The organism is Streptomyces sp. NPDC006516, from assembly GCF_040611875.1.
Lineage (GTDB): Bacteria > Actinomycetota > Actinomycetes > Streptomycetales > Streptomycetaceae > Streptomyces.
The window spans coordinates 760533-781691 of the sequence record NZ_JBEXPD010000002.1 but is presented as its reverse complement, the minus strand read 5'-3'; the positions used below and the strand labels follow the sequence as shown (position 1 = coordinate 781691).

At 69.5% G+C, this 21159-nt stretch carries 18 protein-coding genes and 1 tRNA gene; 10 read left to right on the top strand and 9 right to left on the bottom strand.

Features of this window, described 5'->3' with window-relative positions:
• Nucleotides 1-213 precede the first annotated feature (213 nt).
• A complete protein-coding gene (locus tag ABZY45_RS09750) occupies nucleotides 214-966 on the bottom strand; it encodes a GntR family transcriptional regulator (protein ID WP_356737898.1) in 753 nt (250 codons plus the stop codon).
• Nucleotides 967-1243: 277 nt separating this feature from the next.
• Here ABZY45_RS09750 and ABZY45_RS09745 point away from each other — a divergent pair, with 277 nt between their 5' ends.
• On the top strand, nucleotides 1244-2587 hold the full coding sequence (locus tag ABZY45_RS09745; protein ID WP_356737896.1) for a glycoside hydrolase family 18 protein: 1344 nt from the start codon (nucleotides 1244-1246) through the stop codon (nucleotides 2585-2587).
• Nucleotides 2588-2700: 113 nt separating this feature from the next.
• Here ABZY45_RS09745 and ABZY45_RS09740 read toward each other — a convergent pair whose 3' ends face one another.
• Nucleotides 2701-4287 carry a S8 family serine peptidase gene (locus ABZY45_RS09740; RefSeq protein WP_356737894.1) on the bottom strand — a complete coding sequence of 529 codons (1587 nt, stop codon included), beginning with the start codon at nucleotides 4285-4287 and terminating at the stop codon, nucleotides 2701-2703.
• 249 nt (nucleotides 4288-4536) lie between these two features.
• Here ABZY45_RS09740 and ABZY45_RS09735 point away from each other — a divergent pair, with 249 nt between their 5' ends.
• Nucleotides 4537-5652 (top strand): threonine synthase, encoded by a 1116-nt coding sequence (locus tag ABZY45_RS09735; protein WP_356737892.1) that lies wholly within the window; start codon nucleotides 4537-4539, stop codon nucleotides 5650-5652.
• Between the two features lie 37 nt (nucleotides 5653-5689).
• Here the strand turns inward: ABZY45_RS09735 and ABZY45_RS09730 are convergent, their stop codons facing one another.
• Nucleotides 5690-6172, bottom strand: coding sequence for a cupin domain-containing protein (locus ABZY45_RS09730; RefSeq protein WP_356737890.1), 483 nt, complete (start codon nucleotides 6170-6172; stop codon nucleotides 5690-5692).
• A gap of 88 nt (nucleotides 6173-6260) precedes the next feature.
• On the opposite strand from ABZY45_RS09730, the gene ABZY45_RS09725 reads away from it, so the two are divergent.
• The 5 genes from ABZY45_RS09725 (at nucleotide 6261) to ABZY45_RS09705 (ending at nucleotide 13371) form a co-directional block, all read left to right on the top strand.
• A complete protein-coding gene (locus tag ABZY45_RS09725) occupies nucleotides 6261-8882 on the top strand; it encodes a glycosyl hydrolase family 65 protein (RefSeq protein WP_356737888.1) in 2622 nt (873 codons plus the stop codon).
• Nucleotides 8883-9626: 744 nt separating this feature from the next.
• On the top strand, nucleotides 9627-9821 hold the full coding sequence (locus ABZY45_RS09720) for a hypothetical protein (protein ID WP_356737886.1): 195 nt from the start codon (nucleotides 9627-9629) through the stop codon (nucleotides 9819-9821).
• Between the two features lie 184 nt (nucleotides 9822-10005).
• The gene (locus ABZY45_RS09715) at nucleotides 10006-11067 is read left to right on the top strand and encodes a sigma-70 family RNA polymerase sigma factor (protein ID WP_356737884.1); all 1062 of its coding nucleotides are present in this window, start codon (nucleotides 10006-10008) and stop codon (nucleotides 11065-11067) included.
• A 150-nt stretch (nucleotides 11068-11217) separates the two neighbouring features.
• Nucleotides 11218-11973: an IclR family transcriptional regulator gene (locus ABZY45_RS09710; protein WP_356737882.1), complete on the top strand. Its 756-nt coding sequence runs from the start codon at nucleotides 11218-11220 to the stop codon at nucleotides 11971-11973.
• A gap of 213 nt (nucleotides 11974-12186) precedes the next feature.
• On the top strand, nucleotides 12187-13371 hold the full coding sequence (locus ABZY45_RS09705) for a 4-hydroxybenzoate 3-monooxygenase (protein WP_356737880.1): 1185 nt from the start codon (nucleotides 12187-12189) through the stop codon (nucleotides 13369-13371).
• A 299-nt stretch (nucleotides 13372-13670) separates the two neighbouring features.
• On the opposite strand, the gene ABZY45_RS09700 is transcribed toward ABZY45_RS09705, so the two are convergent.
• The gene (locus ABZY45_RS09700) at nucleotides 13671-14564 is read right to left on the bottom strand and encodes an alpha/beta hydrolase (protein WP_356737878.1); all 894 of its coding nucleotides are present in this window, start codon (nucleotides 14562-14564) and stop codon (nucleotides 13671-13673) included.
• 84 nt (nucleotides 14565-14648) lie between these two features.
• Here ABZY45_RS09700 and ABZY45_RS09695 point away from each other — a divergent pair, with 84 nt between their 5' ends.
• Together ABZY45_RS09695 and ABZY45_RS09690 are read left to right on the top strand one after the other, a co-directional pair.
• On the top strand, nucleotides 14649-15236 hold the full coding sequence (locus ABZY45_RS09695) for a CGNR zinc finger domain-containing protein (protein ID WP_356737876.1): 588 nt from the start codon (nucleotides 14649-14651) through the stop codon (nucleotides 15234-15236).
• Nucleotides 15237-15650: 414 nt separating this feature from the next.
• Entirely contained in the window at nucleotides 15651-16232 is a 582-nt protein-coding gene (locus ABZY45_RS09690; protein ID WP_356737874.1) for a Uma2 family endonuclease, read from the top strand.
• 396 nt (nucleotides 16233-16628) lie between these two features.
• Here ABZY45_RS09690 and ABZY45_RS09685 read toward each other — a convergent pair whose 3' ends face one another.
• Both ABZY45_RS09685 and ABZY45_RS09680 read right to left on the bottom strand, forming a co-directional pair.
• On the bottom strand, nucleotides 16629-17045 hold the full coding sequence (locus ABZY45_RS09685; RefSeq protein WP_356737872.1) for a PIN domain nuclease: 417 nt from the start codon (nucleotides 17043-17045) through the stop codon (nucleotides 16629-16631).
• Nucleotides 17042-17293, bottom strand: coding sequence for a type II toxin-antitoxin system VapB family antitoxin (locus ABZY45_RS09680; protein ID WP_032790114.1), 252 nt, complete (start codon nucleotides 17291-17293; stop codon nucleotides 17042-17044). The genes ABZY45_RS09685 and ABZY45_RS09680 overlap by 4 nt, the downstream gene beginning before the upstream one ends.
• Before the next feature lie 845 nt (nucleotides 17294-18138).
• Between ABZY45_RS09680 and ABZY45_RS09675 the strand changes: the two genes are divergently transcribed.
• Nucleotides 18139-18212: transfer RNA gene (locus ABZY45_RS09675), tRNA-Arg, on the top strand.
• A gap of 131 nt (nucleotides 18213-18343) precedes the next feature.
• Here the strand turns inward: ABZY45_RS09675 and ABZY45_RS09670 are convergent.
• The 3 genes from ABZY45_RS09670 to ABZY45_RS09660 form a co-directional block, all read right to left on the bottom strand.
• Nucleotides 18344-18571, bottom strand: a complete 228-nt coding sequence (locus ABZY45_RS09670) for a hypothetical protein (RefSeq protein ID WP_356737869.1) — start codon at nucleotides 18569-18571, stop codon at nucleotides 18344-18346.
• 946 nt (nucleotides 18572-19517) lie between these two features.
• On the bottom strand, nucleotides 19518-20939 hold the full coding sequence (locus ABZY45_RS09665; protein ID WP_356737867.1) for an N-6 DNA methylase: 1422 nt from the start codon (nucleotides 20937-20939) through the stop codon (nucleotides 19518-19520).
• On the bottom strand, nucleotides 20921-21106 hold the full coding sequence (locus ABZY45_RS09660; protein ID WP_356737865.1) for a hypothetical protein: 186 nt from the start codon (nucleotides 21104-21106) through the stop codon (nucleotides 20921-20923). Before ABZY45_RS09660 ends, ABZY45_RS09665 begins: the two co-directional genes overlap by 19 nt.
• Nucleotides 21107-21159: the final 53 nt, after the last annotated feature.

The following is a 21159-nucleotide window of genomic DNA, read 5'->3' as shown; positions in this document are numbered from 1 at the left end:
CGGTGACTTCCCGTTCGTCGGTCCGGTGTGCGGGTGACGAACGGGAAGCTAAGAGGCGGACATGACAAGTCGTCACGACGGGGCATTGCCCGCCGGTTACGTACCGGCCGTAGGCGTTAACTCCGCATCACACGGGGCGGACACCTGGCCCCTCCCACCGGTCACCACGGCCGCCCCGCCCGCCGATACCCGTCACCACGCCTGCCCCGCCCGCTATTTGACCGGCAGATGGTAGGCGATCCTGTACCGGTCGGCAGGCACCACGACGTCGGCCGTCTCCACCGCGAGCCCCGAGGCGTAGTACGTACGCCCGATCACCATCACCACGTGGCCCGGGACCCCGCCGAGCGCCAGGAGCTCCTCCGCCAGCCCCGGGCGCGCACCGACCTCCTCGGCGACGTTGTCCACCACGACGTCGATGGCCGCCATCCGCTCGACGACGCCGCAGCCGCCCAGCGGCCCCTCCTCGGGCAGCATCACCGGCGTACGCCCCGTGACGGCCAGGGGCTCCCAGGAGGTGGAGAGCATCACCGGCTCGCCGGCCTCCCGGAAGACGTATCTCGTGCGCATCACGCGGTCACCCGGCTCGGTCCCCAGGCGCTCGGCGATCTCGGGGCTCGCCCCCTCCTGCTCGCTGCGGGACTCCCAGGTCCCCCGCACCCCCTCCGCCGTCTGTTCCTGGCGGAACGGGGTGGATCCGCCTCCCGGACGGTAGCCGGAGCGAGCGATCATGCGCGGCACCGGGCGCTCCCGCACATACGTGCCCGACCCGGAGCGCCCCTCCACGAGCCCCTCCGCCATCAGCACCTTGCGCGCCTCCAGGGCCACGGTGTCCGAGACCCCGTACTCCTCGCGGATACGGGCCTGCGAGGGCAGGCGCGTATGGGGCGGCAGCGCACCGTTGACGATCTTCTCCCTGAGATCGCTCGCCACGCGCAGATAGGCGGGCTGCTCACCGAAAGCCACAGGCCACTCCCAACAGGTTGACAGACAGCAACAGCGTGGCAACCGTGGGTTGAAGACCGCAAGCACGGGCCAGAGTTTCACCCGAAGTGATGATTACCCGGCCACCAGCGCATATCTGCCGCGCATGCCCGACGGATGTCGACAGAGCCTTGACCACTTTTGGTCCAGACCAATACGTTCCTGTGCACAGCACGGCTCCCGTCGCCCTCCAGGCGACGGAACACCTCTCCGACACGCACCCGGCCCTCATCCCGGACCACGCACAGGAACGAGCCCCATGCGCCGAAGAACCTTCACCGGAACGATCACCGCCGCCGCAGCCCTCACCCTGCTCGCCGGACTCGCCCCCGCGGCGACGGCGGACGGCACCGACCGTGCCCGAGGCCACCACGACCGCGCGTACCGAACCGTCGGCTACTTCACCCAATGGGGTGTCTACGGGCGCGACTTCCAGGTCAAGGACCTGGACACCAGCGGTACCGCGGCCAAGCTGACCCACATCAACTACGCCTTCGGCAACGTCAGTCCCGAAGGTGAGTGCTTCACAGGCAACGTGCCCGGGGAGGCCGACGCCTGGGCGGACTACGCCCGCCCGCTGGACGCCGCCGGATCGGTCGACGGTGTCGCCGACACCGAGACGCAGCCCCTCGCGGGCAACTTCAACCAGCTGCGCGAGCTCAAGGCCAAGCACCCCGGCCTCAAGGTGATGATCTCCCTGGGCGGATGGAGCTGGTCCACCCACTTCTCGGACGCCGCCCGCACACCCGCCTCCCGCAAGGCACTCGTCAAGTCCTGCATCGACCTGTACATCAAGGGCGACCTGCCCGTCGACGGCGCCCGCGGGGGCGAGGGGGCCGCTGCCGGGCTCTTCGACGGCATCGACCTCGACTGGGAGTGGCCCGGCTCCGCCGGCGACACCGACACCGTTCACCGCCCCGAGGACAAGCGGAACTTCACCGCCCTGGTCCACGAGTTCCGTACGCAGCTCGACGCCCACGCCCGGAGCAGCCGGAAGGGGAAGCCGAAGCACTACGAACTCTCGGCCTTCGTCCCGACCGCCCCCGCCAAGATCGACGCCGGCTTCGACGTGCCCCGCATCATGCGGGACTTCGACTTCGTCAACCTCCAGGGGTACGACTTCCACGTCTCCGGCGAGGCGACGACCGCCCAGCAGTCGGCCCTGTACGCCAAGGGCGATTTCAGCGTCGACCAGACGGTCCGTGACTGGATCAGGCGCGGGGCCCCCGCCCGCAAGCTGGTCATGGGTATGCCGTTCTACGGCCAGGGGTGGACGGGCGTCACCGGAGGCGGGGACGGGCTCGGGCAGCCGGCCTCGGCACCTGCTCCGGCCACGTACGCCGCCGGTTACGAGGACTACAAGGCGCTCAAGAAGCTGGCCGACTCCGGGAAGTTCGCCGTGCACCGGGACGCCCGCAACGGCCACGCCTGGCTGTTCGACGGCTCCACCCTGTGGACGTACGACGACCCGTCGGTGCTGCGCGCCAAGACCTCGTACATCCGTGACAGGGGTCTGGGCGGTGCGATGTTCTGGTCGCTGGACGGTGACACGGACGACGGCGAGCTGATGACCGCGGTCGACCGGGGCCTGCGACGGCACTGACGCCTGGGCGCTGCGGCACGTACACCGCCCCGAGAGGGGCACGATGCCCGGGACGGATGCGAGGCGGGGCAGTCGCCCCGCCTCGCGTTCACCGGTTCATCGTGCGGCCCGCGTCAGAACTGCAGGGCCCAGGAGTTGATCCGGCCGGTGTCGTACGTGGCGTTGTCGGAGACCCTGAGCTTCCAGGTTCCGTTGGCGGCCTCGGAGGAGGCGTTGACCGTGTACGTGGTGATCACGTTGTCGGCGCTGCCGCCCGTCCCGTAGGCCTTCAGGTTGTAGACCGAACCGTCCGGAGCGACCAGGTCGATCTTGAGGTCCCCCGAGTAGGTGTGTGTGATGTTGACGGGCACGCTGAGCGCGGACGGCGCGTTGCCGCTGACGCCCGAGACGGTGATCGGGGACTCCACCGTGGCGTTGTCGGCGATGGTGTAGCCGGTCGTGCTCTCGAACTTGCTGCCGGTGGGCGGCGGCGTGGTGCCGCCCGCGTTGACGTTCAGCAGCTTGTTCGGGGAGCCCGTGCCCGGGCTCGTCACCACACCGCTGGTCGCTGCGGCGACGAGTCCGGCGGAGACCTGCGCCGGGGTCTGGCCCGGGTGGTCGGCGAGGTACAGCGCCGCCGCACCGGCGACGTGGGGGCTCGCCATCGAGGTGCCGGAGATGGTGTTCGTGGCGCTGTCGCCGGTGTTCCACGTCGAGGTGATCGAGGAACCCGGGGCGAAGATGTCGACGACGCTGCCGTAGTTCGAGAAGCTGGAGCGGGCGTCGGTGCTGGTCGTGGAGCCGACCGTGATCGCCGCGGCCACGCGTGCCGGGGACTTGGTGGAGGCGTTGGTCGACTCGTTGCCCGCCGCGACGGCGAAGGTGATGCCGGAGTTGATGGCGCTCTGCACGGCGGCGTCGAGCACGGAGTCCGCACCGCCGCCCAGGCTCATGTTGGCGACGGCCGGCTTGACGGCGTTCGCCGTCACCCAGTCGATGCCCGCCACGACCTGCTCGGTGGTGCCGGAGCCACTGTTGTCCAGGACGCGTACGCCGACGATCTTCGCCTTCTTGGCGACTCCGTACGACGTCCCGGCGACGGTGCCCGCCACGTGGGTTCCGTGGCCGTTGCCGTCCTGCGCCACGTTGTCGTCGTCGATGGCGTCGTAGCCGTTCGAGGCACGCCCGCCGAAGTCACTGTGGCTGATGCGCACACCGGTGTCGATGATGTACGCGGTGACGCCCTCGCCCGCCTTGTCGGGATAGGTGTAGCTGCGGTTCAGCGGCAGGGCCGTCTGGTCGATCCGGTCCAGGCCCCAGGAGGGCGGAGAGGGCTGCGTGCCCGAGATGGTGAAGGTCCGGTTCTGCACGACGGACTCGACGGCCGGGTCGGCGGCGAACTTCTTCGCCTGGGCGGCGGAGAGTTCGACCGCGTAGCCGTTGACCGCGGCGCGGTAGGTCCGCTTGATCGTGGCGCCGTACTCCGCGGCGAGCGCCTTGCCGGCCTTCGAACCGGCCTCGGCCGCGGATTCGTCGAGCGTGACGATGTAGCTGCCGCTGATCGCGCCCGGGGCGCCCGCGTTCTCGACGTGGCCTTCCGGCGCGCTGCCGGACGCCGCGGCCGGGAGGGCAGCGGCGGTAGCGAGCGCCAGGGCCGCGCCGGTCATGACGCTGGTCGCGGCCAGTCTTCGCGCGTAGCGTGCGGAACGTGTCGCTGCCATGGGGGGGAGTCCTCCTCGGTTGCGGTGCAGTGGGTGGGGATGCATGGGGGTGCATGGCCCGCATCGCGTCGCCTGGGGGTGCGTCAGGTGGGTGACACGGCAGGTTAGGTCATGGGCATGACAAACCAGACACAGGAGGAACCGCGCTCCATGTGGCTTCATGTGAGCGGCGCGCCCTGCTGAGCGAAAGATTGGCCGATCCATAGGAATCGCACAAGGGTGTCACTGGGCGGGCAATACATTGGCCACATGCCCGACACACGGACAGCCACGGCCTCCTACCTCTGCCCGCGTGACGGCTCTCGTGCCGCCTGCACGACGCTGACCTGGTGCTGCCCGGTCTGCGGAGGCCCCTGGGATCTCGACGCCGGTGACCTGTCAGCGGTCCGTCCCGACTCGCTGAGCGGACGCGTCAATTCACTCTGGCGTTACGAAGAGGCGCTCCCCCTCTCGGCCCCGGCCGTCTCCCTCGGCGAGGGACGGACCCCGCTCGTCCCCCTCACCGCCCATGTCTCGGCCAAGCTCGACTTCCTGATGCCCACGCTCTCCTTCAAGGACCGTGGCGCCGTCATGCTCGCCGAACTCGCCCGCAGGCTCTCCCCCGAGCGGGTCGTCGCGGACAGCAGCGGCAACGCGGGCACGGCCGTCGCCGCCTACTGCGCCCGCGCCGGGCTGCCCTGCACGGTGTACGTCCCCGAGGGGACGTCACCCAAGAAGACCGAGCAGATCCGGGCCCACGGCGCCCGCCTGGAGGTCGTGCCCGGCGGACGGGATGCCGCGGCGGCCGCCGCGCAAAGCGCCGCCGGGGCGCCCGGCACCTTCTACGCCTCGCACGTCTTCAACCCGTATTTCCTGCACGGCACGAAGACATACGTCTACGAGATCTGGGAGGAGCTGGGCGGCACCTTGCCGGACGCCATCGCCGTACCGGTCGGCAACGGCACCCTGCTGCTGGGCGCCGCCCTGGCCGCGGAGGAACTGCTCGCGCACGGCCTGATCGACCGCCGCCCGGCCCTGGTCGCCGTACAGGCGGAGGCGGTGTCCCCGCTGGCCAGGGCCTTCCACGCGGGGGCGGAGGATCTGCCGGGCCTCCCGGGTGAGGCGTCACCGACTCTCGCCGAGGGCATCGCCATTCCCCGCCCGCCGCGCGCCCGGCAGATCCTCGCGGCCGTACGGAAGTCGGGGGGCACCTTCCTCACCGTGACGGAGGACCGGATCCGGGCGGCGCAGAAGGACCTGGCCGCGCGGGGCTTCTTCGTGGAGACGACGGGGGTCGCCTGCTGGGCGGCCGTCGGGGACGTGACGGACCGGAGCGTGGTCGTGCCGCTCTGCGGAGCGGGCCTCAAGACCGGCCTCGCGCCCTGACGGTCGCGCGAGGTCAGGGCGGGTATGTGGCGGGCCGTCAGTCGGTCCAGTAGGTGTCGTGCTTGATGAAGAACTCCGCGCGGTCCTTCTCCGGCCAGTCGGAGACCTGGTGCACCTTCTCGAAGTACTCCTCGCGGGGCGCCCCCGGCGTGAAGAGCAGCAGCATCGACGCGGGCTCCTCCGAGTCGTTGCGGAAGGCGTGCAGTCCGCCCTGCGGCACGTAGAGGAAGTCGCCCGCGGCGGTGTCGGTCCACCGCTCGCCGTCGTAGATCCGCACCGTCCCGTCGAGGATGTAGAACGACTCGGAGATCGACCGGTGGAAGTGTGTGGCCGGACCACCGGCCTTCGGGCCCAGGGTGACCCGGTAGAGCCCGAACTCCCCGTGGGTCGACTCGGTCGTGGCCAGGTAGTGCGTGTTTCCGCCGCTGCGTGTCAGCAGGTTCGGGGCGGTGTCGGCCGAGCGGTACTGCGCGGTGATCTCGCCCTCACCGCCCTGGTAGACGGGTTCCGGGTACGACATGCCGCTCTCCCTCTCCGGCCGTGGACCGGGTCGCTGCTCCCGCGCGCCGCTACCGCACGGGCAGCGCCGCCTTCCCTACCTTCGTACGGTGAGCCTCAAGCGCATCCCCCTCCTCGCGCCCCTGGTCGCCGGCGCCTTGATCGCCCCCCTGCCTCCGCTCTCGTACGCGGCCGGGCACACCCCGGCGCAGCCGTTCCCGTCCGCGGCGGGGCGCACCCACTCGCCCGTCTGCGGGGCGGACGCCCGCTCCGACGCCTCGTGGACACCGGCATCCACCACCTTCGGCGAGGCCCAGGGCTACGACCCCTACGTCGGCAACGGCTATCTGGGCCACCGCGTGCCCGCCACCGGCGCCGGATACGCCGCCACGGGTGAGAAGACCGGCTGGCCTCTCTACACCCCACGGTACGACGGTGCCTTCGTCTCCGGGCTGTACGGACGCGAGGGCGCCCTGGCCGAGGGGCGCGAGGTGATCGCCGCGCTGCCGAGCTGGACCACCCTCGACGTGCGCGTCGGCTCCGAGACGTACGGCTCCGCCACCCCGGCAGGCCGGATCTCCCGCTACCGCCAGACCCTGCATCTGCGCTGCGGCGTCGTGGTCACCTCACTGCGCTGGACCACGGCGGACGGCCGCGCGACCGATCTGACCTACGAGGTGCTCACCGACCGCTCCGACGTGCACACCGGTGCCGTACGCCTGCGGATGACCCCGCACTGGAGCGGCACGGCCACGGTGACCGGCCGGCTGGACGATCGCGGAGCGCGACGGGTCACGGTCCGCGAGGACGGCACCTTCCGCACGCTGGGCACGGGCACCGAGGGCGCGATCGTCCAACGGGGGACCGAGGGGGCTCGCAGCACCAGGGTCAGCGCGGGCCGCTCGTACACCTTCGAGAAGTACGTCGGCGTCGACACCGCCCTCACCTCCCGCACCCCGCTCGCCTCCGCGCGGGCCGCCGCCGGACGCGCGGCCCTGCGCGGCTGGGCCGGGGTCCTCGCGGGGAACGCGGCGGCCTGGCGGGCGGCGTGGGCCTCGGACGTCGAGGTACCCGGCAGTCCGGACCTCCAGGCGTGGCTGCGGGCCGCACAGTACGGCCTGCTGGCCAGCACCCGGCCCGGCTCCTCGGACAGCATCGCCCCGGCCGGGCTGACCAGCGACAACTACGCGGGCATGGTGTTCTGGGACGCCGAGACGTGGATGTACCCCGGACTGCTCGTCACCCGCCCCGAACTCGCCCGCTCTGTCGTCGAGTACCGCTACCGGACGCGGACCGCCGCCCGCGCGAACGCGGAGAAGCTGGGGTACGAGGGGCTGTTCTACCCCTGGACCAGCGCGAGCGAGGGGCGTCTCGACTCCGAGTGCCAGAGCTGGGACCCGCCGCACTGCCTCACCCAGAACCACCTCCAGGGCGACGTCTCGCTCGCTGTCTGGCAGTACTACCTCGCCACCGGCGACCGCGCCTGGCTGGCCGGCCGGGGGTGGCCTCTGCTGAAGGGCATCGCCGACTTCTGGCAGTCGCGCGCCACAGCGAACCCGGACGGCAGTTACTCGGTGATGAACGTCGCCGGCCCCGACGAATACAGCAACGGCGTCACGGACGGCGTCTTCACCAACGCCGTCGCCGCCACCGCCCTGCGCCACGCCACCCGCGCCGCCGGAATTCTCGGCCACCCCGCCCCCACCGGCTGGACCCGGGTCGCCGAGGGGCTGCGCATCCCGTACGACGCGGAGCGGAAGATCTTCCTCCAGTACGCCGGCTACAACGGATCGACCATCAAGCAGGCCGACACGGTGCTGCTGATCTACCCGCTGGAGTGGCCGATGGAGGAGGGTGCCGCCGCGGCGACGCTCGACCACTACGCCGCCCGGACCGATCCGGACGGCCCCGCGATGACGGACTCGGTGCACGCCATCGACGCCGCCGCGATCGGGGAGCCGGGCTGCGCCACGTACACGTACCTCCAGCGCGCCGTACGCCCGTTCGTCCGGGGCCCGTACAGCCTCTTCTCCGAGGCGCGGGGCGAGAAGTCCGGCGCCCAGGACCCGCTGTCCGGTTTCCCCGCCGAGGACTTCCTCACCGGTAAGGGCGGTCTGCTCCAGGTCTTCACGCACGGTCTGACCGGGCTCAGGCTGCGCGAGGACGGCGTACGCCTCGACCCGCTGCTGCCGCCGCACCTGCGCGACGGCGTGCAGGTGACGGGGCTGCGCTACCGCGGCCGTACGTACGACATCGCCGTCGGCCCGCGGACGACCACGGTCCGGCTGACGGACGGCGCCCCCTTCACGGTCCACACCCCCGCGGGCCCGCGCCGTCTTTCCGGCACCCTCACGCTCCCCACCCGGCGCCCCGATCTTGTCCCGACGCCGGATGTGGCCCGCTGCCGGCCCGCTACGGCCACCTCCGAGGCTCCTGGGCTGTACGCGGAGGCGGCGGTGGACGGCAGCCCCTCGACGTCCTGGTCCCCCGAGGGCGCGGCCGGCACCCTGACGGTCACCCTGCGGAACGCGACCCGGATCGCCGCGCTCACCCCCCGGTGGACGGACGTGGCGCCGGCCTCGCACACCTTGGAGACCTCCCTGGACGGCCGCACCTGGCGCCCGTTCCACCCGGGTGACACGGCCCGCCGGATCCGTCTGACGGTCCGCTCCGCAGACGCGGAGAAGCCCACGGGGGTGACGGAGCTGACCGTCACGGCGCAGGACCGGTAGCTCCTTCTTGACGGCGGGTCGTCCTCCGGACCCGCCGCCACCACCGGCGCGGTGAACGCGCCGCTGACCGCCCGCGCAGCCGTGACCTCCAGCCGGAACTCCGCCTGCCTGGCCAGGTGCGGATGCACGATCTTCACCGCCCACCCGCTCCGGATCCCCGGCTGCCAACGGCTCCATGACTCCCTCTCCTTGCCGGATCCCGCACCCGGCGGCCCGCCGCTCCCTGCCCTACCCACCCAACCACCACGCCCGACCGTCCCGGCGCCGTTCCCGTGGACCTGCCAGGCCGCGGGGCATATGGGCCGGAGAGCGGGACGGGTGCCTCGACCGTGCCCGTCTGCGGCAGATCTGCACATCGCGTCCGCAGATGCCGTGGCAACTCCGGCGGCTCTCCACGCCGGAAGCGCATCCACGGCAGGCATGGCAGAGAATGTCCCGTTCGCGGCGGATCGAAGTCCGGGACGACGGAGCATCTGTCGGGCGGTCGCGTGAAGAAGCTGTACCGGTCCATGAAGCGATGTGCCCGCGCCGGTTTCCCGACCACGAAAAGCATTACGCGGGACTGCTGTCCGGGTGGCCCCACGACGCGCCCACGTGCTTTCATCCTTCACATCGCGGAGCCGCAAAAGCATGTACCGCATTCGGACATGCGAACGCGTCGACTCCCGCGAAAACAGCAAGGGCCTTTTCTCCTGACGGAGTTGGCCCCTGCCATTCGAAAGCAATGCGAAGGGAATTCACCTCATGAGCTCCGCCCCCCAGATCCAGACCCAGGAAATCTCCGACGCGGACCTGGACAACGTGTCCGGCGGCCTCCTCGGCGGCCTGGCCGGTGCCGTATCCATCGAGTCGCCCCTCTCCGCCGACTTCTCGGGCGCCGTCGGCGTGAACGTGCTGGGTGTTGCCGGGCTCGGCTCCGCCGCCACGCTCTCGGTCTGATCCGACGCCGAGCCCGTATGCCCCGATGCCGACCAGGCCGCGGGGCGTAGGGGCGTTGGCGCGTCAGGGCATCGGCACGTAACGACATCGGGGCGTAAGGGCGTTGAGCCATAAGGACGTCGGCATACCGGGAACCGACCCGCACCGGGCCCGCCCCTGGACGGCGGACCGGAGGGCTTCGCACGTGAGGAACCCACACCCCGCTCGCCCCCTCCACAGCCCCGGCAACCGGTGGGAGCTCGTCTGGAGCCACCGGGAGGAGCTGCTGGAGATCGCGCGCCGTCGTTCGTCGAGCGACGAAGAGGCCGAGGACGCCGTCCACGAAGCAATGATCCGCGCGGTGGAGGATCCGGACGTCCAGTACGGCCGGGTACGCCCGTGGCTCAGGCTCGCGACCGTACGCGCGTGCGCCGAACGGGACCGTCAGATCGCCCGCGACGCGGAGCTGGCCAGGAGCCTTCCCGCCGCCCCGGTCGACCCCTTCCAGGTCGAGGAGGCCGCCTGCGACCGGGCGGAGGCCAGGTGGCTGGCCGACCGCAGCATGGAGCTGTTGCCCGCCCGCCAGGCGGAGGCACTGCGGCTCAGGTCCCGGGATCTCGACGTGGGGCAGGTGGCCCGGACCCTGGGGCTCAGCTACCGGGCGACCGAGTCCCTGCTCGCCAGGGCCCGGCGGTCGCTACGGGACGCCCTGGCCGGAAGCCTCGCCGTGGCCACGACCGTATGGATGTGCGTACGCCGGTTCCCCGGCATGGGCACCACCCGGTCGGCAGTGGCGGCGTCGGCTGCGACGGTCGCCGTGGCGGGACTGTTCCTGCCCGCCCCCTCCCCCGGGCTGCCGGACAGCCGGCCCCCACGGGCAGGAGCCCCGCCGGCCGCCCCGGCCGAGGACTTGCCCTCTCCCCGTACGAAGCCGCACCGCGCTCACGCGCCCTCGCCCTCCCCCTCCCCGGCCCCGGGGAGCGACGCGCGCACGGACCTCGACACCGCGCGCCCCGTAGCCGGAAAGCCGCAGACGCCCTACGAACCACCGGACATGGCAACCCCGCACATTCACGTCGGGCCGGTCTCACTGACCACGGAACTCCCGCCGCGGGCCGTCCCCACGTCGATTCCGGCCCTGTCCGTGAGCACGTCCGGCTCCTATTCCACCGAGGCCCCCGTCGAGCTGCCCGAAATCGCCACCGGAGAATCGGTCGGACGGCCTGATCCGCCATCGCTTACCGACCTGGACGTTCTCGGGGAATAACGGCAGGCGCTGGGGAGCGGCACCGATCCGCGGCACAGGCGGGGCATCCTTCGACGGCCCCCGGAGCGCGTCACCGTACGGCGATACCGCGAATCCGGGCGGGTAGTCTCGCCAGTAATGCTCCGGGTGGAGCGGGAGCGGAGGCGGACGATGGCGAACTCGCCTTCCGGGGAGTCGGTCACCGAACGGATCGTTCGCGTCCTCGAGACGTTCGACGCCGACCGCACCGTGCAGACCGCGACGGAGATCAGCCGCCGTGCGCGCCTGCCCTCCTCCACCGGCCACCGGATGGTGGCCGACCTCCTGGAGTGCGGTCTGCTGGAGCGCGACGAGGACCAGCGGGTACGCCTGGGCATGCGCCTGTGGGAACTGGCCCTGCGCGGCTCGCACGCCCTGCGTCTGCGGCAGGCTGCACTGCCTCTCATGGAACGCGTCCAGGCCCGTCTGCGGGAGCACACCCAGCTCGCGGTGCTGGAGAACGACGAGACACTCTTCATCGAGCGCCTGTCCCACCCGCATGCCGGCGCGAACATCACCCGGATCGCCGGCCGTCTGCCTCTGCACGCCTCCTCGTCGGGACTCGTCCTGCTCGCCCACAGCCCGGAAGAACTGCGGGAGCGCATACTCGCCGGGCCGCTCGACGCGGTGGCCGCGGGAACGGAGACCGACCCGGTGCGGCTGCGCCGCGAGCTGGCCCGGATCCGCCGTGAGGGCGTCGTGGTGGCACCGGGATCGGTGGAGTCCGTATCGACCGGGGTCGCCGTGCCCGTACGCGAGGGACGAGGCCCGGTGATCGCCGCGCTGTCCGTGGTCCTGCCCCGGGACGCTCCGACCGGGCTCGCGGTCGAGGAGCTCCGAGCGGCGGCGGCCCGCATCTCGGCGACCATGGGCACGCACCGCCCGTAGTCGCGCGTGCGGGCGCCTCGCCACCGGGCGGCATGAGCCCTGGCCACGCGCGTCCGGGTCGGCACGGCCCTTCGGGGACGACCCGCGCAACCGGCCCGTGCCGGGGTGCCGCCTCCGAAACCCGCTTCCCGTTCAATGGGAACCCTGGTCGTCGGCGGCGTCTCGCTGGGCCAGACTCCCTGCCATCCCCGTCGGCCCGTCGAAGGAAACGACATGCCTGTACGTACTCGTGTCGCCGTCATAGGCGCAGGACCCGCCGGCCTGCTGCTCTCCCACCTGCTGGACCGGTGCGGCATCGAGTCGGTCGTGATCGACTCCCGCACCCGCGAGCAGATCGAGACCACCATTCGTGCCGGCATCCTGGAGCAGGGCACCGTCGAGGTCCTCTCCGAGACGGGCGCGTCGGACCGTGTCCTGACGGTCGGCCAGAAGCACGAGGGCATCGAGCTGCGCTTCGGCGGCGAGGGCCACCGGATCGACTTCAGCGACACCGTCGGACGCGCGGTGTGGCTGTACCCGCAGCACGAGGTCCTGAAGGATCTCGTCGCCGCACGTCTCGCCGCCGGCCAGGACCTCCGCTTCGGGGTGACCGCCGAGCGCGTCGAGGACGCCGAGAGCAGCCGGCCGCGCGTTCTCGCGAGGGACGCCGAGGGCAACGCGATCGAGATCGAGGCCGACGTCGTGGTCGGTGCGGACGGCTCGCGCAGCGTCGCCCGCGAGGCCGTGACGGGCGCGTACGGGGGTTACTTCCGGGAGTACCCGTTCGCCTGGTTCGGCATCCTGTGCGAGGCGCCGCCCAGCGCCGGGGAACTCATCTACAGCAACTCGCCGGACGGCTTCGCGCTCATCAGCCAGCGCAGCCCCGACGTACAGCGCATGTACTTCCAGTGCGACCCGGAGACCGACACCGAGGCGTACAGCGAAGAGCAACTGTGGGAGATGCTCCAGGCCCGCGTACCCGGCACCACCCTCCACGAGGGCCCGATCTTCCAGCGGGACGTGCTGCGCTTCCGCAGTTTCGTCGCGCACGAGATGCGCCGCGGGCGTGTCGTCCTCGTCGGCGACGCGGCCCACACCGTCCCGCCCACCGGCGCCAAGGGCATGAACCTCGCCGTCGCCGACGTCGTCCTGCTCACCGACGCGCTGCGCAGCCTGCTGCTCGACCGGGACGAGACCCTGTTCGACGCCTTCGCCGAAACCGCCCGGCAGCGCATCTGGAAGGCGCAGCACTTCTCCTGGTGGATGACGAGCATGCTCCATGTGCAGCCCGGTGCGAGCGACTTCGACCGCATGCGCCAGATCGGCGAACTGCGCAGCGTCGTCGAATCACGGGCAGGCGGCACCTATCTCGCGGAGGCGTACACGGGCTGGCACCTGCCGGGGACCGGCCCTCGCTGACAGCCTGGGCGGCGGGGACGAGCGGACGCTCGCGGCCAGGGCCTGGTTTCAGCCGCAGGCCTGAACCACGTCGATGAGCCGCTGCAACGATCCGGTCGGCGACGTCCAGGCCTCGACCTCATCGGGGCAGACAGCGGCGCGCCTGCCGTTACCGGTGTCCGGATGGCCGACTTCCGCAATCGCGGCGGCCGGGCATCGGACTGGCCAAGGTGCCCCGGTGATTGTCGAGATGGACGGCATCTGATCGCGGGCATCCGGCAGGAGTTTTCGTCGGTGCGGCGGGAGGGCGGCTGAGACTGTCAGAACTGGGTGCGGTCGAGGAAGCCGGCGATCAGCGGGGCGATCAGCGGCAGGTGGTCTTCCAAGGCGAAGTGGCCGGTCTCGAACAGATGGAGTTCGGCATCGGGCACGTCACGCAGGTACGCGCGTGCACCGGGTGCGGGGAAGAACGGGTCGCGGATGCCCCAGGTGATCAGTGTCGGTGGCTGCTGCTCGCGCAGCCACTTCTGCCAGGCGGGATAGGCGGCGATGTTGCTCTTGTAGTCGTAGGCGAGGGCGCGCTGCGCCTGTTGGCGGCCGGGCAGGTCGAGGAAGTACTGATCAAGTAGCCAGCCCTCGGGTGCGATCAGCTCAGGGGCGGCGGTACCGCCCTCGTACTGTGCGCGGGTGGCGTCCAGGGTGAACAGGTCGAGGACGGCTTGCTCGGCGCCGGGGGTGTCGGGGGTGAGGGCGGTGAATTCGCGGGCCGCATCCGACAGCCCCTCGGCGTACGCGTTGCCGTTCTGCACGATCAGGCCCGCGATCCGCTCTGGGTGCCGCAGCGCCAGGCGGAAGCCCACGGGGGCACCGAAGTCGAAGAGGTACATCGCGAATCGGGTCAGCCCGAGGCGTTCGGTGAAGCCCTCGACGACATCGGCGAGCCGCTCGAAGGAGTAGGTGAATCCGTCCGGGGCCCGGGTGTGTCCGAAGCCCGGGTAGTCAGGGGCGATCAGCCGATAGCGGCTGCCGAGGGTGTCGATGAGGCGGCGGAACTGGTGCGATGCGGAGGGGAAGCCGTGCAGGAGCAGCACCACGGGAGCGTCGGCACGCTCAGGCAGGGATTCCCGGTAGAAGACCTCGACTCCGTCGACCTCGACGAACCGGTGGGCAGCCGGGGCCGGAACAGGGATGCGGAACGTGCTCGCAGAAGTCATGACACATGCCTCCTTGGCGTGAAGATGCATTAGTCCTAGCCCAAGCTCTGCTAATGCGTCAATCGCTTGAGTTAGCATTAGCCCATGCCTGACAGTGAACCGCTGACCGGTGAGGCCCTGGCCCTGGACCTGATCAACACCCGTCCGATGAGCACCGACGGCCGGGTGGATCTGCTCGGCACCCCTCGGCAGTTGGCCCGGTGGCTGGCGTTGGAGGCGGACCGCCTTCAGGAAGACGTCACGGCCGTGGCGCCGGCCCAGGACGATCTCCTCCCCGTCCACATTGTCCGAGAGCACACCGAAGCGGCTGTCCGGGCGCTGCTGAACGCGACCACGCCCCCCGCATCCGCCCTGCACGGGCTCACCGACGCCCAGCGCGCGGCGCCGCCCGTACGCGAACTCGGCTGGGATGGCACCACCGTCACAGCCACCTCCCGCCGGTCCGGCCCGCTCGGGGTCCGACTGGCCGCCGCCCTGGCCGATGCCGCGGCCGAACTGCTCACCGACCCCGCGATCGGCAGGCTCAAGGAATGCGAGGCGGGCGAGTGCTTGATGGTCTTCCTGCCGTCGCATCCTCGCCGTCGCTGGTGTTCGCCCATCCGTTGCGGCAACAGGGCCCGCGTCGCTCGCTACTACCGGCGCCACAACCCGGGGGACGCGGCCCGCGCCTGATGCGTCACTGAGACTGGGCCCCCAAATGCCGCGCAGGAGCGTTCGGTGCGCGAGTTCCCCGGCAAAGCGAGGCTGGCCGACGCGGACCCCGCCAAGGAAGGCCAGGGCCGCTCGACCCAGCACGGGCGCTCTCATTTCTTCCCAGGACGCTGCCAGCACCGTAGGGATGAGCGGGGGGCGCAGGTGACGAGGGGTCAGCCGTCCCAGCTCCATCCCGCACCGGAAGAACCAAGGGCCCGACTCCTGGGAGTCGAGCCAGCCAGATCAGTGACGTCGCGAATGTCAGCCGCTACACGGTGTGACGCGGCAGCGGAGCGCGAGCAGACGGCACACCTGTGGGCGACGAGGACGGTTCTTGTTTCTGCCGTCGTCGAGCTCGTGGCCCGGACCTCACCGAGTCGCTACGGTTGAGCCATGACCGCACTGCCCGATTGGATGCGCCCGCCCCGCGCGGAAGGCTGGTTCGCGGAGGACCTGGACCGCCTCCCGGAAGCACCGCGCCACACCGAGCTGATCGACGGAGCCCTCGTCTTCATGATGTCCCCGCAGCGGTGGTGGCACGGCCATCTCGTCACGATGCTCACCGTGGCTCTCATGGAGCAGGCGCCGGCCGACGTAAGGGTCGGACGGGAGATGACCATCAAACTCGATCAACGCAATCGGCCCGAGCCGGATCTGCTGGTGACGACAGCCGACTTCGACGGTGACCGCACCTGGTTTGCACCGGATGAAGTACGACTCGCCGTCGAGGTGGTCTCCCCCGAGTCCGCACACCGGGACCGCACAGTGAAGCTCCACAAATACGCAGCGGCCGGCATCCCGCACTACTGGCGCATCGAGGACGAGGGCGGAGCGCCCGTCGTCCACGTCTACGAGCTTGACGAGCCAACCGCCACCTACGTACCCGTTGGCATCTTCAGGGGCTCACTCAACCGTCCGGTGCCATTCGAGATCAACCTCGACCTGGAGAAGCTCGCTCCACCCCGCCGCGGCTGAGTTCAGCACCAGTCAGCACGTGAATGCGGCGGGGCCGGACTCACCCGCATCCGGCCCCTCTGACCAGCATTCCGGCGAACGCCAACTTGCAGCGACCAACCCGCTACACGGTGAAGCGAAACTCCACCACAACTGGTCTGACCTGCGGTTGTGCGAGCGCGTCCCCGCACCATCCGAGCACGGGATTCACGCCAAAATACAAGAACGCTCGACGCCGAGGATCTACCCAACAGCTGCGCCTGCCGGTGTACGCGTGCTCGAATCTCTAGCCCGAGCTTCAACTGCGGCACCCGTACCACGCCGCCAAATGGATTCGCCACGGCCCGGCCAACGATGCGTGGACTCTGCTGTCACCCATCGAGGCACTCGCTAGCACGACATGCGGCGTTTCCCAGCTCAGTCGGCGGTGCCGGGCTCCACGACCCACTCGGCTTGCAACCCGCTCACCGAGGCGATCATGTCGAAATCGCCGTCGTAGTGCAGGACCGTGGCCCCGTGCCGTTCGGCCGTCGCCGCGATGAGGACGTCGGCCAGCGACAGCGCCCGGTGGAATCCAGCGTTCAGCGCCAACGCCTGGATCGAGAGCGCCCGCTCGAACTCCTCGTCGTTGCAAGGCAAGTAGTCGAAACCACGGAGCAGAGCACGCAGACGCAGCGCCGCGGGCTTTCCGCGCGCCGAATACAGAACCTCGTACTCGGTCGGGGCGCACACCGCTAGGAGCCCGTCACGGTCCAGCGCATCCAGCCGGGCCCGCACCGCCGGTTTACCCCGGCGGGCCAAGGCGGACTTGTCGATGAGGTAGCGCCCCTTCACGCCGCCGAAGCCCCGCCTTCACGCTTCAGCGAACCGTCCGGATTCCGCGGCCCCGTCTGCGACCGGATCTCCGCGAACGCGTCCTCGAACTCACCGTCATCAATGGCATCGAACAGCTCGCGGCGCAACCGCAGCCTCACCCCCTCCTCCATGGCCGCCCGCACTGCGGCGACCTTCGTCTTCACCCCGTATACCCGCATCGCCTGCTCGACGATCTCCTCGTCCAGATCGATCACAGTCCTGGCCATCAGTCATCCCTCCACAGCCCAACGACTCGCCAATGATATCAATTTTGAGCTATAAATTACATCGACCCGCCTGGATGCCCTGAGAGCAACTTGCATCAGAGGCTGGAGCACAGCGCCGGATATCGAACGTCACCCGGAGGTTTCAGCTTCCAGATTGAGCGCCTCACTCGGCCCCCGAAGGCGTGCGGACCGACCGAGGCGCTCCGACAGAACAGTCCTTGAGGGCCTCAGGCGCCACATGCGTGAGTACTTACTGGAGAAGTCCTCATGACCACTCCACAACTGCCAGGCACGCCCCGCCGAGGTGGCTGTATACACAGAAGAGCTGAGCTGTACGCAAGTTCAATCCCAGCACGGGCAGCCCGCCCGTACCCCAGCACCATCCCAGCACGGGAAAGAACCAAGGGTCCGACTCCGAAGAGTCGGACCCCATCTGACCTGCATGCTTGCTAAGTCAGCCATTACACGTTGAAGCGGAACTCCACCACAAGGCTGCGACCTGCGGAAATGCGGGCGCATCCCAGCACCATCCCAGCACGGGATGCGCGACAAAGTACAAGAATACCGAAGATCGCCAACGCTACCCGGAAGCGCCCCCACATGCCTGAAGTCTGCGGAACTTCTACGAGCGCCGCATCAGGCTCGTGCCACCGCACCGAACCCCGCAGAGCAGCACAGCGCTCGCGCTCACTCGCGGTCTCCTTGGACGCCAGCGGCCAGCTCCGACGCCTGGCCGCCGCCCAGAATGCACGTCCAGACCTCGGGGCCGGCGCGAGCATCCACAGCTCCCGTATACCCCCGGTTTGGCGGGGCATAGTCAGAAGCTTCCGCGCTGTCGCAGGTCAGCCTGCATTGCTCAGCGAGTGGAGCAGGCGCCTCCTAAGCGCTTGGCCGCAGGTTCGAGTCCTGCCTGCCGGGGGCGCCCCAGACATGGCTAGTCAGGGCGCTCTCGGACCGCTAGCGGAGAAACGGTGCGCGCGGTACTGCGCCGTTCGTTCAGAGCGTTGGATTCCGTGCTCCGGAGAGGGGCAACGTGGATCAGGTCGGCATTCAGCTGGCCGAAGTGAGACGCGCCAGGCCCCCCTTCTCCAGCTCGTGCACCACCAGCTCCTCCATCACGTGTCGCTCCCTGGCGGAGGCGTAGGCGAGGTCGTGCAGGGCAGCAGCACGCCTGGCGAAGTCCCGCCTCACCGCATCGGTCGGCCAGGGGATCTTGTAACGGGAAAAGTCCTTGCGCCTCATCGCGCGGGCCTGCTCGCCCTGCGTAACGGCCGTCAACTCCCGCCTCCGGTAACGCAGCGAGTGCAACAACCACATCCGATCGACCTCGGACTCCGTGTAAATGGCGAGCGTCCGCCGGCCTGGCACTACCGGCGTAGTAGTGAGCACGGTCCGCACCTCCCCGGGACGGGGCGCGATCAAGAGGCTGCCGGACGGGCTTACAACCTCCGCTTGGGCCACGGTGCGTGAAGTCACTGCACCCAGATGTACTGACCTGCAGTTCAGTACTTCGCGGGGAGACACCCACGGCATAGCCGACTGCTCGCTGTCCGGCAGAGACTGTGCCGCACCAGCCGTAACCTGACACACTTCGCCTACTGCACGCTCAGTAGCGGGACCTTGCCCGCACGCCTGCAGCGCCTCCATGAAATGCGCATCCGCTAGTTCCGTCGCGCAAGACACAATCCGGGTGTTCAACGCATTCTTGCGCTCAGCAAGCGAGATCAGCGAAAGCAGCCTCTCCCGCGCCGGCGCTGGAGGCACTGGCACGGGAAGTCGGTTGAGTGCCTGCAGAGGCAAGGTCATGTGCTCGGCGTTCGACGAGGACAGCGTGAGATAGCTCTGGCTCTGCGAGGTCTTCAGCCACCATCGAAGCCACAGATCCCATTGTTGGGCGCGGCCCTCTGGTGTCCAGCGGACGACTGCGAGCGACCTGGCGACATTCCATCCTGCGTGCTCCTCCCCTGCAACTGCTGCCTCCCCCACACGCCCCACGAGCACGACAAGGAGGTCCCCGGACCTCAGCGTGCTGCGTGGGTGGCGTCTGGCCACATCGGGAGGCACAAATGTGAACTCCTGGACGTGCACACCTCCCTCGACAATCTCTGTGGCGCGGATCATAGGGATTCCGCCGGATGCCTTCTGCTGTCGCGTAATTCCGTAGGCGGCGTACTCGACCCCAGGGAATTCACGCAACTCAACGACGGGCCACGGAGTGGGGACATCATCCGATTCTGTAGTCATGCCTGCTCTCCAGGGCATCACGGACTCGGTTCCTGGCTGCGGCGCTACGATCCATGCACTCATGCAGCTCGGCCTTACGGCTCCGGTCTCCGTCACTTGTATGCAACTGCGCGGTGCCCCCGTTCCGCACATAGCGCGCGGGAGTCAGGTCGAAGCCCGCATCAGCGATTTCCTCAAGACTCGCCGCACGGCACCATGGCGCGGATTCAGGAGCGCCCTCGTCCTCACAGCGCCGGAGGCCCTGCCACTCACCGAAGATCCGCAGAAGGCGCTCGACCGAGTCCTGGTCGAAAATGCGCCGTGACCCGTCCCTCGCTGTCGGTAGTTTTCCTGCATCCGCGAACAGGACCCGATGGGTGTTCGGCCGCTCCCCTTTGGCGAGCAGCCACAGCGCCATGCTCGTGCTGGTGTGTGGAAAGAGCCATGCCGGCAAAGCCACGACGCCTACAACCAGACCGTTTTCGAGCAACCTGCGACGGATCAGACCGTCGGTGCTATTGCTGCTGTGGGCTGCTCCGGGGGAGAGCAGGACAACGGCCCGCCCTTGCGGGGTCAGGTCGGCAAGAATGTGCTGGACCCAGGCGAAGTTCGCGTTGCCCGGCCGTGGTACCTCCAGGGTCCACCGTCTGTCGTCCTTGAGTTCGCCATGCCCCCAATCTCGCAGGTTCACAGGAGGATTGGCGACGATCACGTCGGCCGGTTCCGGCGACGTCCCAGCCCGGAGGCTGTCAGCTTCTCCCTTGCCGAGGTCGGCATGCAATCCGTGCAGGGCAAGGTTGACGGCCGCGGCATAGCGTGCCGTCGGATTGAGATCCGCTCCGGACAAGCGCACCTCGCCACCTTGGGTTCGAGCCCGGTAGGCGGCGGCTCGCAGTAGTCGCCCGCTTCCGCACACCGGGTCCCGAACCACCTCCCCTCCTCGGGGAGCAGCCAGTCCTGCGAAGAGGTACGCCAGATCATTCGGCGTGAAGTAGTCATCGCCGCGCGAATAGCGCGTCGAGTACATGTCGAGCAACACATCGAAGAGCCCCACGTCGGGCTCCAGCCGCCGAACCTCCACGATCAGCTCGCGGAGAGCCGGATCGATGAGCTCGAAGGGGCGGCTCACGCCTTCGTCGCGGCACGCGGGCAGGTTGTAAGTACGAGCGACGGGCGTACGCGGCCAGATCGCATTCAGCATCGCACCCGCGGACCCCGAGCCGGGGCGCCACGGGCGCCCCGGCTCCACTGCTGCTCCATGGCTGGACCAGCAGTGGAGGTAGACCACTTGAAAGGCGAGTCGGTACGTCGTCTCGGCATCAGTCGTGCTGCGCAGCTTCTCAACGGCCAGAAGCACTCGCCGGTACTTCAGGCGCCCCAGCTCGCTTCCTCGCTCCTTCGGGATCACGACGACATCAGCCACGTAACAGTGGCAAGTCCGATGAGCATGGCGACGCCACAGGCACCACCGCCGTACTTGACAGCTGTGACAGTCTTCCCCGCGCCCGCGAACTCGAGAATGCCGGCCACGAGCCCCACTACCACAGACGCCAGGACGACCACCATCAACAGCAGCGCTCTCTGCGACATGCCCTAACTCCCCCAGACTTCTCTACCGTTCTGCGGACCGTTCCGCGGACTCG

What these genes read in the sequence shown, in the direction of transcription:
- ABZY45_RS09745 (WP_356737896.1), top strand. Translation starts at nt 1,244, where the DNA reads ATGCGCCGAAGAACCTTCACCGGAACGATCACCGCCGCCGCAGCCCTC.
- ABZY45_RS09740 (WP_356737894.1), bottom strand. Translation starts at nt 4,287, where the DNA reads ATGGCAGCGACACGTTCCGCACGCTACGCGCGAAGACTGGCCGCGACC.
- ABZY45_RS09735 (WP_356737892.1), top strand. Translation starts at nt 4,537, where the DNA reads ATGCCCGACACACGGACAGCCACGGCCTCCTACCTCTGCCCGCGTGAC.
- ABZY45_RS09730 (WP_356737890.1), bottom strand. Translation starts at nt 6,172, where the DNA reads ATGTCGTACCCGGAACCCGTCTACCAGGGCGGTGAGGGCGAGATCACC.
- ABZY45_RS09720 (WP_356737886.1), top strand. Translation starts at nt 9,627, where the DNA reads ATGAGCTCCGCCCCCCAGATCCAGACCCAGGAAATCTCCGACGCGGAC.
- ABZY45_RS09710 (WP_356737882.1), top strand. Translation starts at nt 11,218, where the DNA reads ATGGCGAACTCGCCTTCCGGGGAGTCGGTCACCGAACGGATCGTTCGC.
- ABZY45_RS09705 (WP_356737880.1), top strand. Translation starts at nt 12,187, where the DNA reads ATGCCTGTACGTACTCGTGTCGCCGTCATAGGCGCAGGACCCGCCGGC.
- ABZY45_RS09700 (WP_356737878.1), bottom strand. Translation starts at nt 14,564, where the DNA reads ATGACTTCTGCGAGCACGTTCCGCATCCCTGTTCCGGCCCCGGCTGCC.
- ABZY45_RS09695 (WP_356737876.1), top strand. Translation starts at nt 14,649, where the DNA reads ATGCCTGACAGTGAACCGCTGACCGGTGAGGCCCTGGCCCTGGACCTG.
- ABZY45_RS09690 (WP_356737874.1), top strand. Translation starts at nt 15,651, where the DNA reads ATGACCGCACTGCCCGATTGGATGCGCCCGCCCCGCGCGGAAGGCTGG.
- ABZY45_RS09680 (WP_032790114.1), bottom strand. Translation starts at nt 17,293, where the DNA reads ATGGCCAGGACTGTGATCGATCTGGACGAGGAGATCGTCGAGCAGGCG.
- ABZY45_RS09660 (WP_356737865.1), bottom strand. Translation starts at nt 21,106, where the DNA reads ATGTCGCAGAGAGCGCTGCTGTTGATGGTGGTCGTCCTGGCGTCTGTG.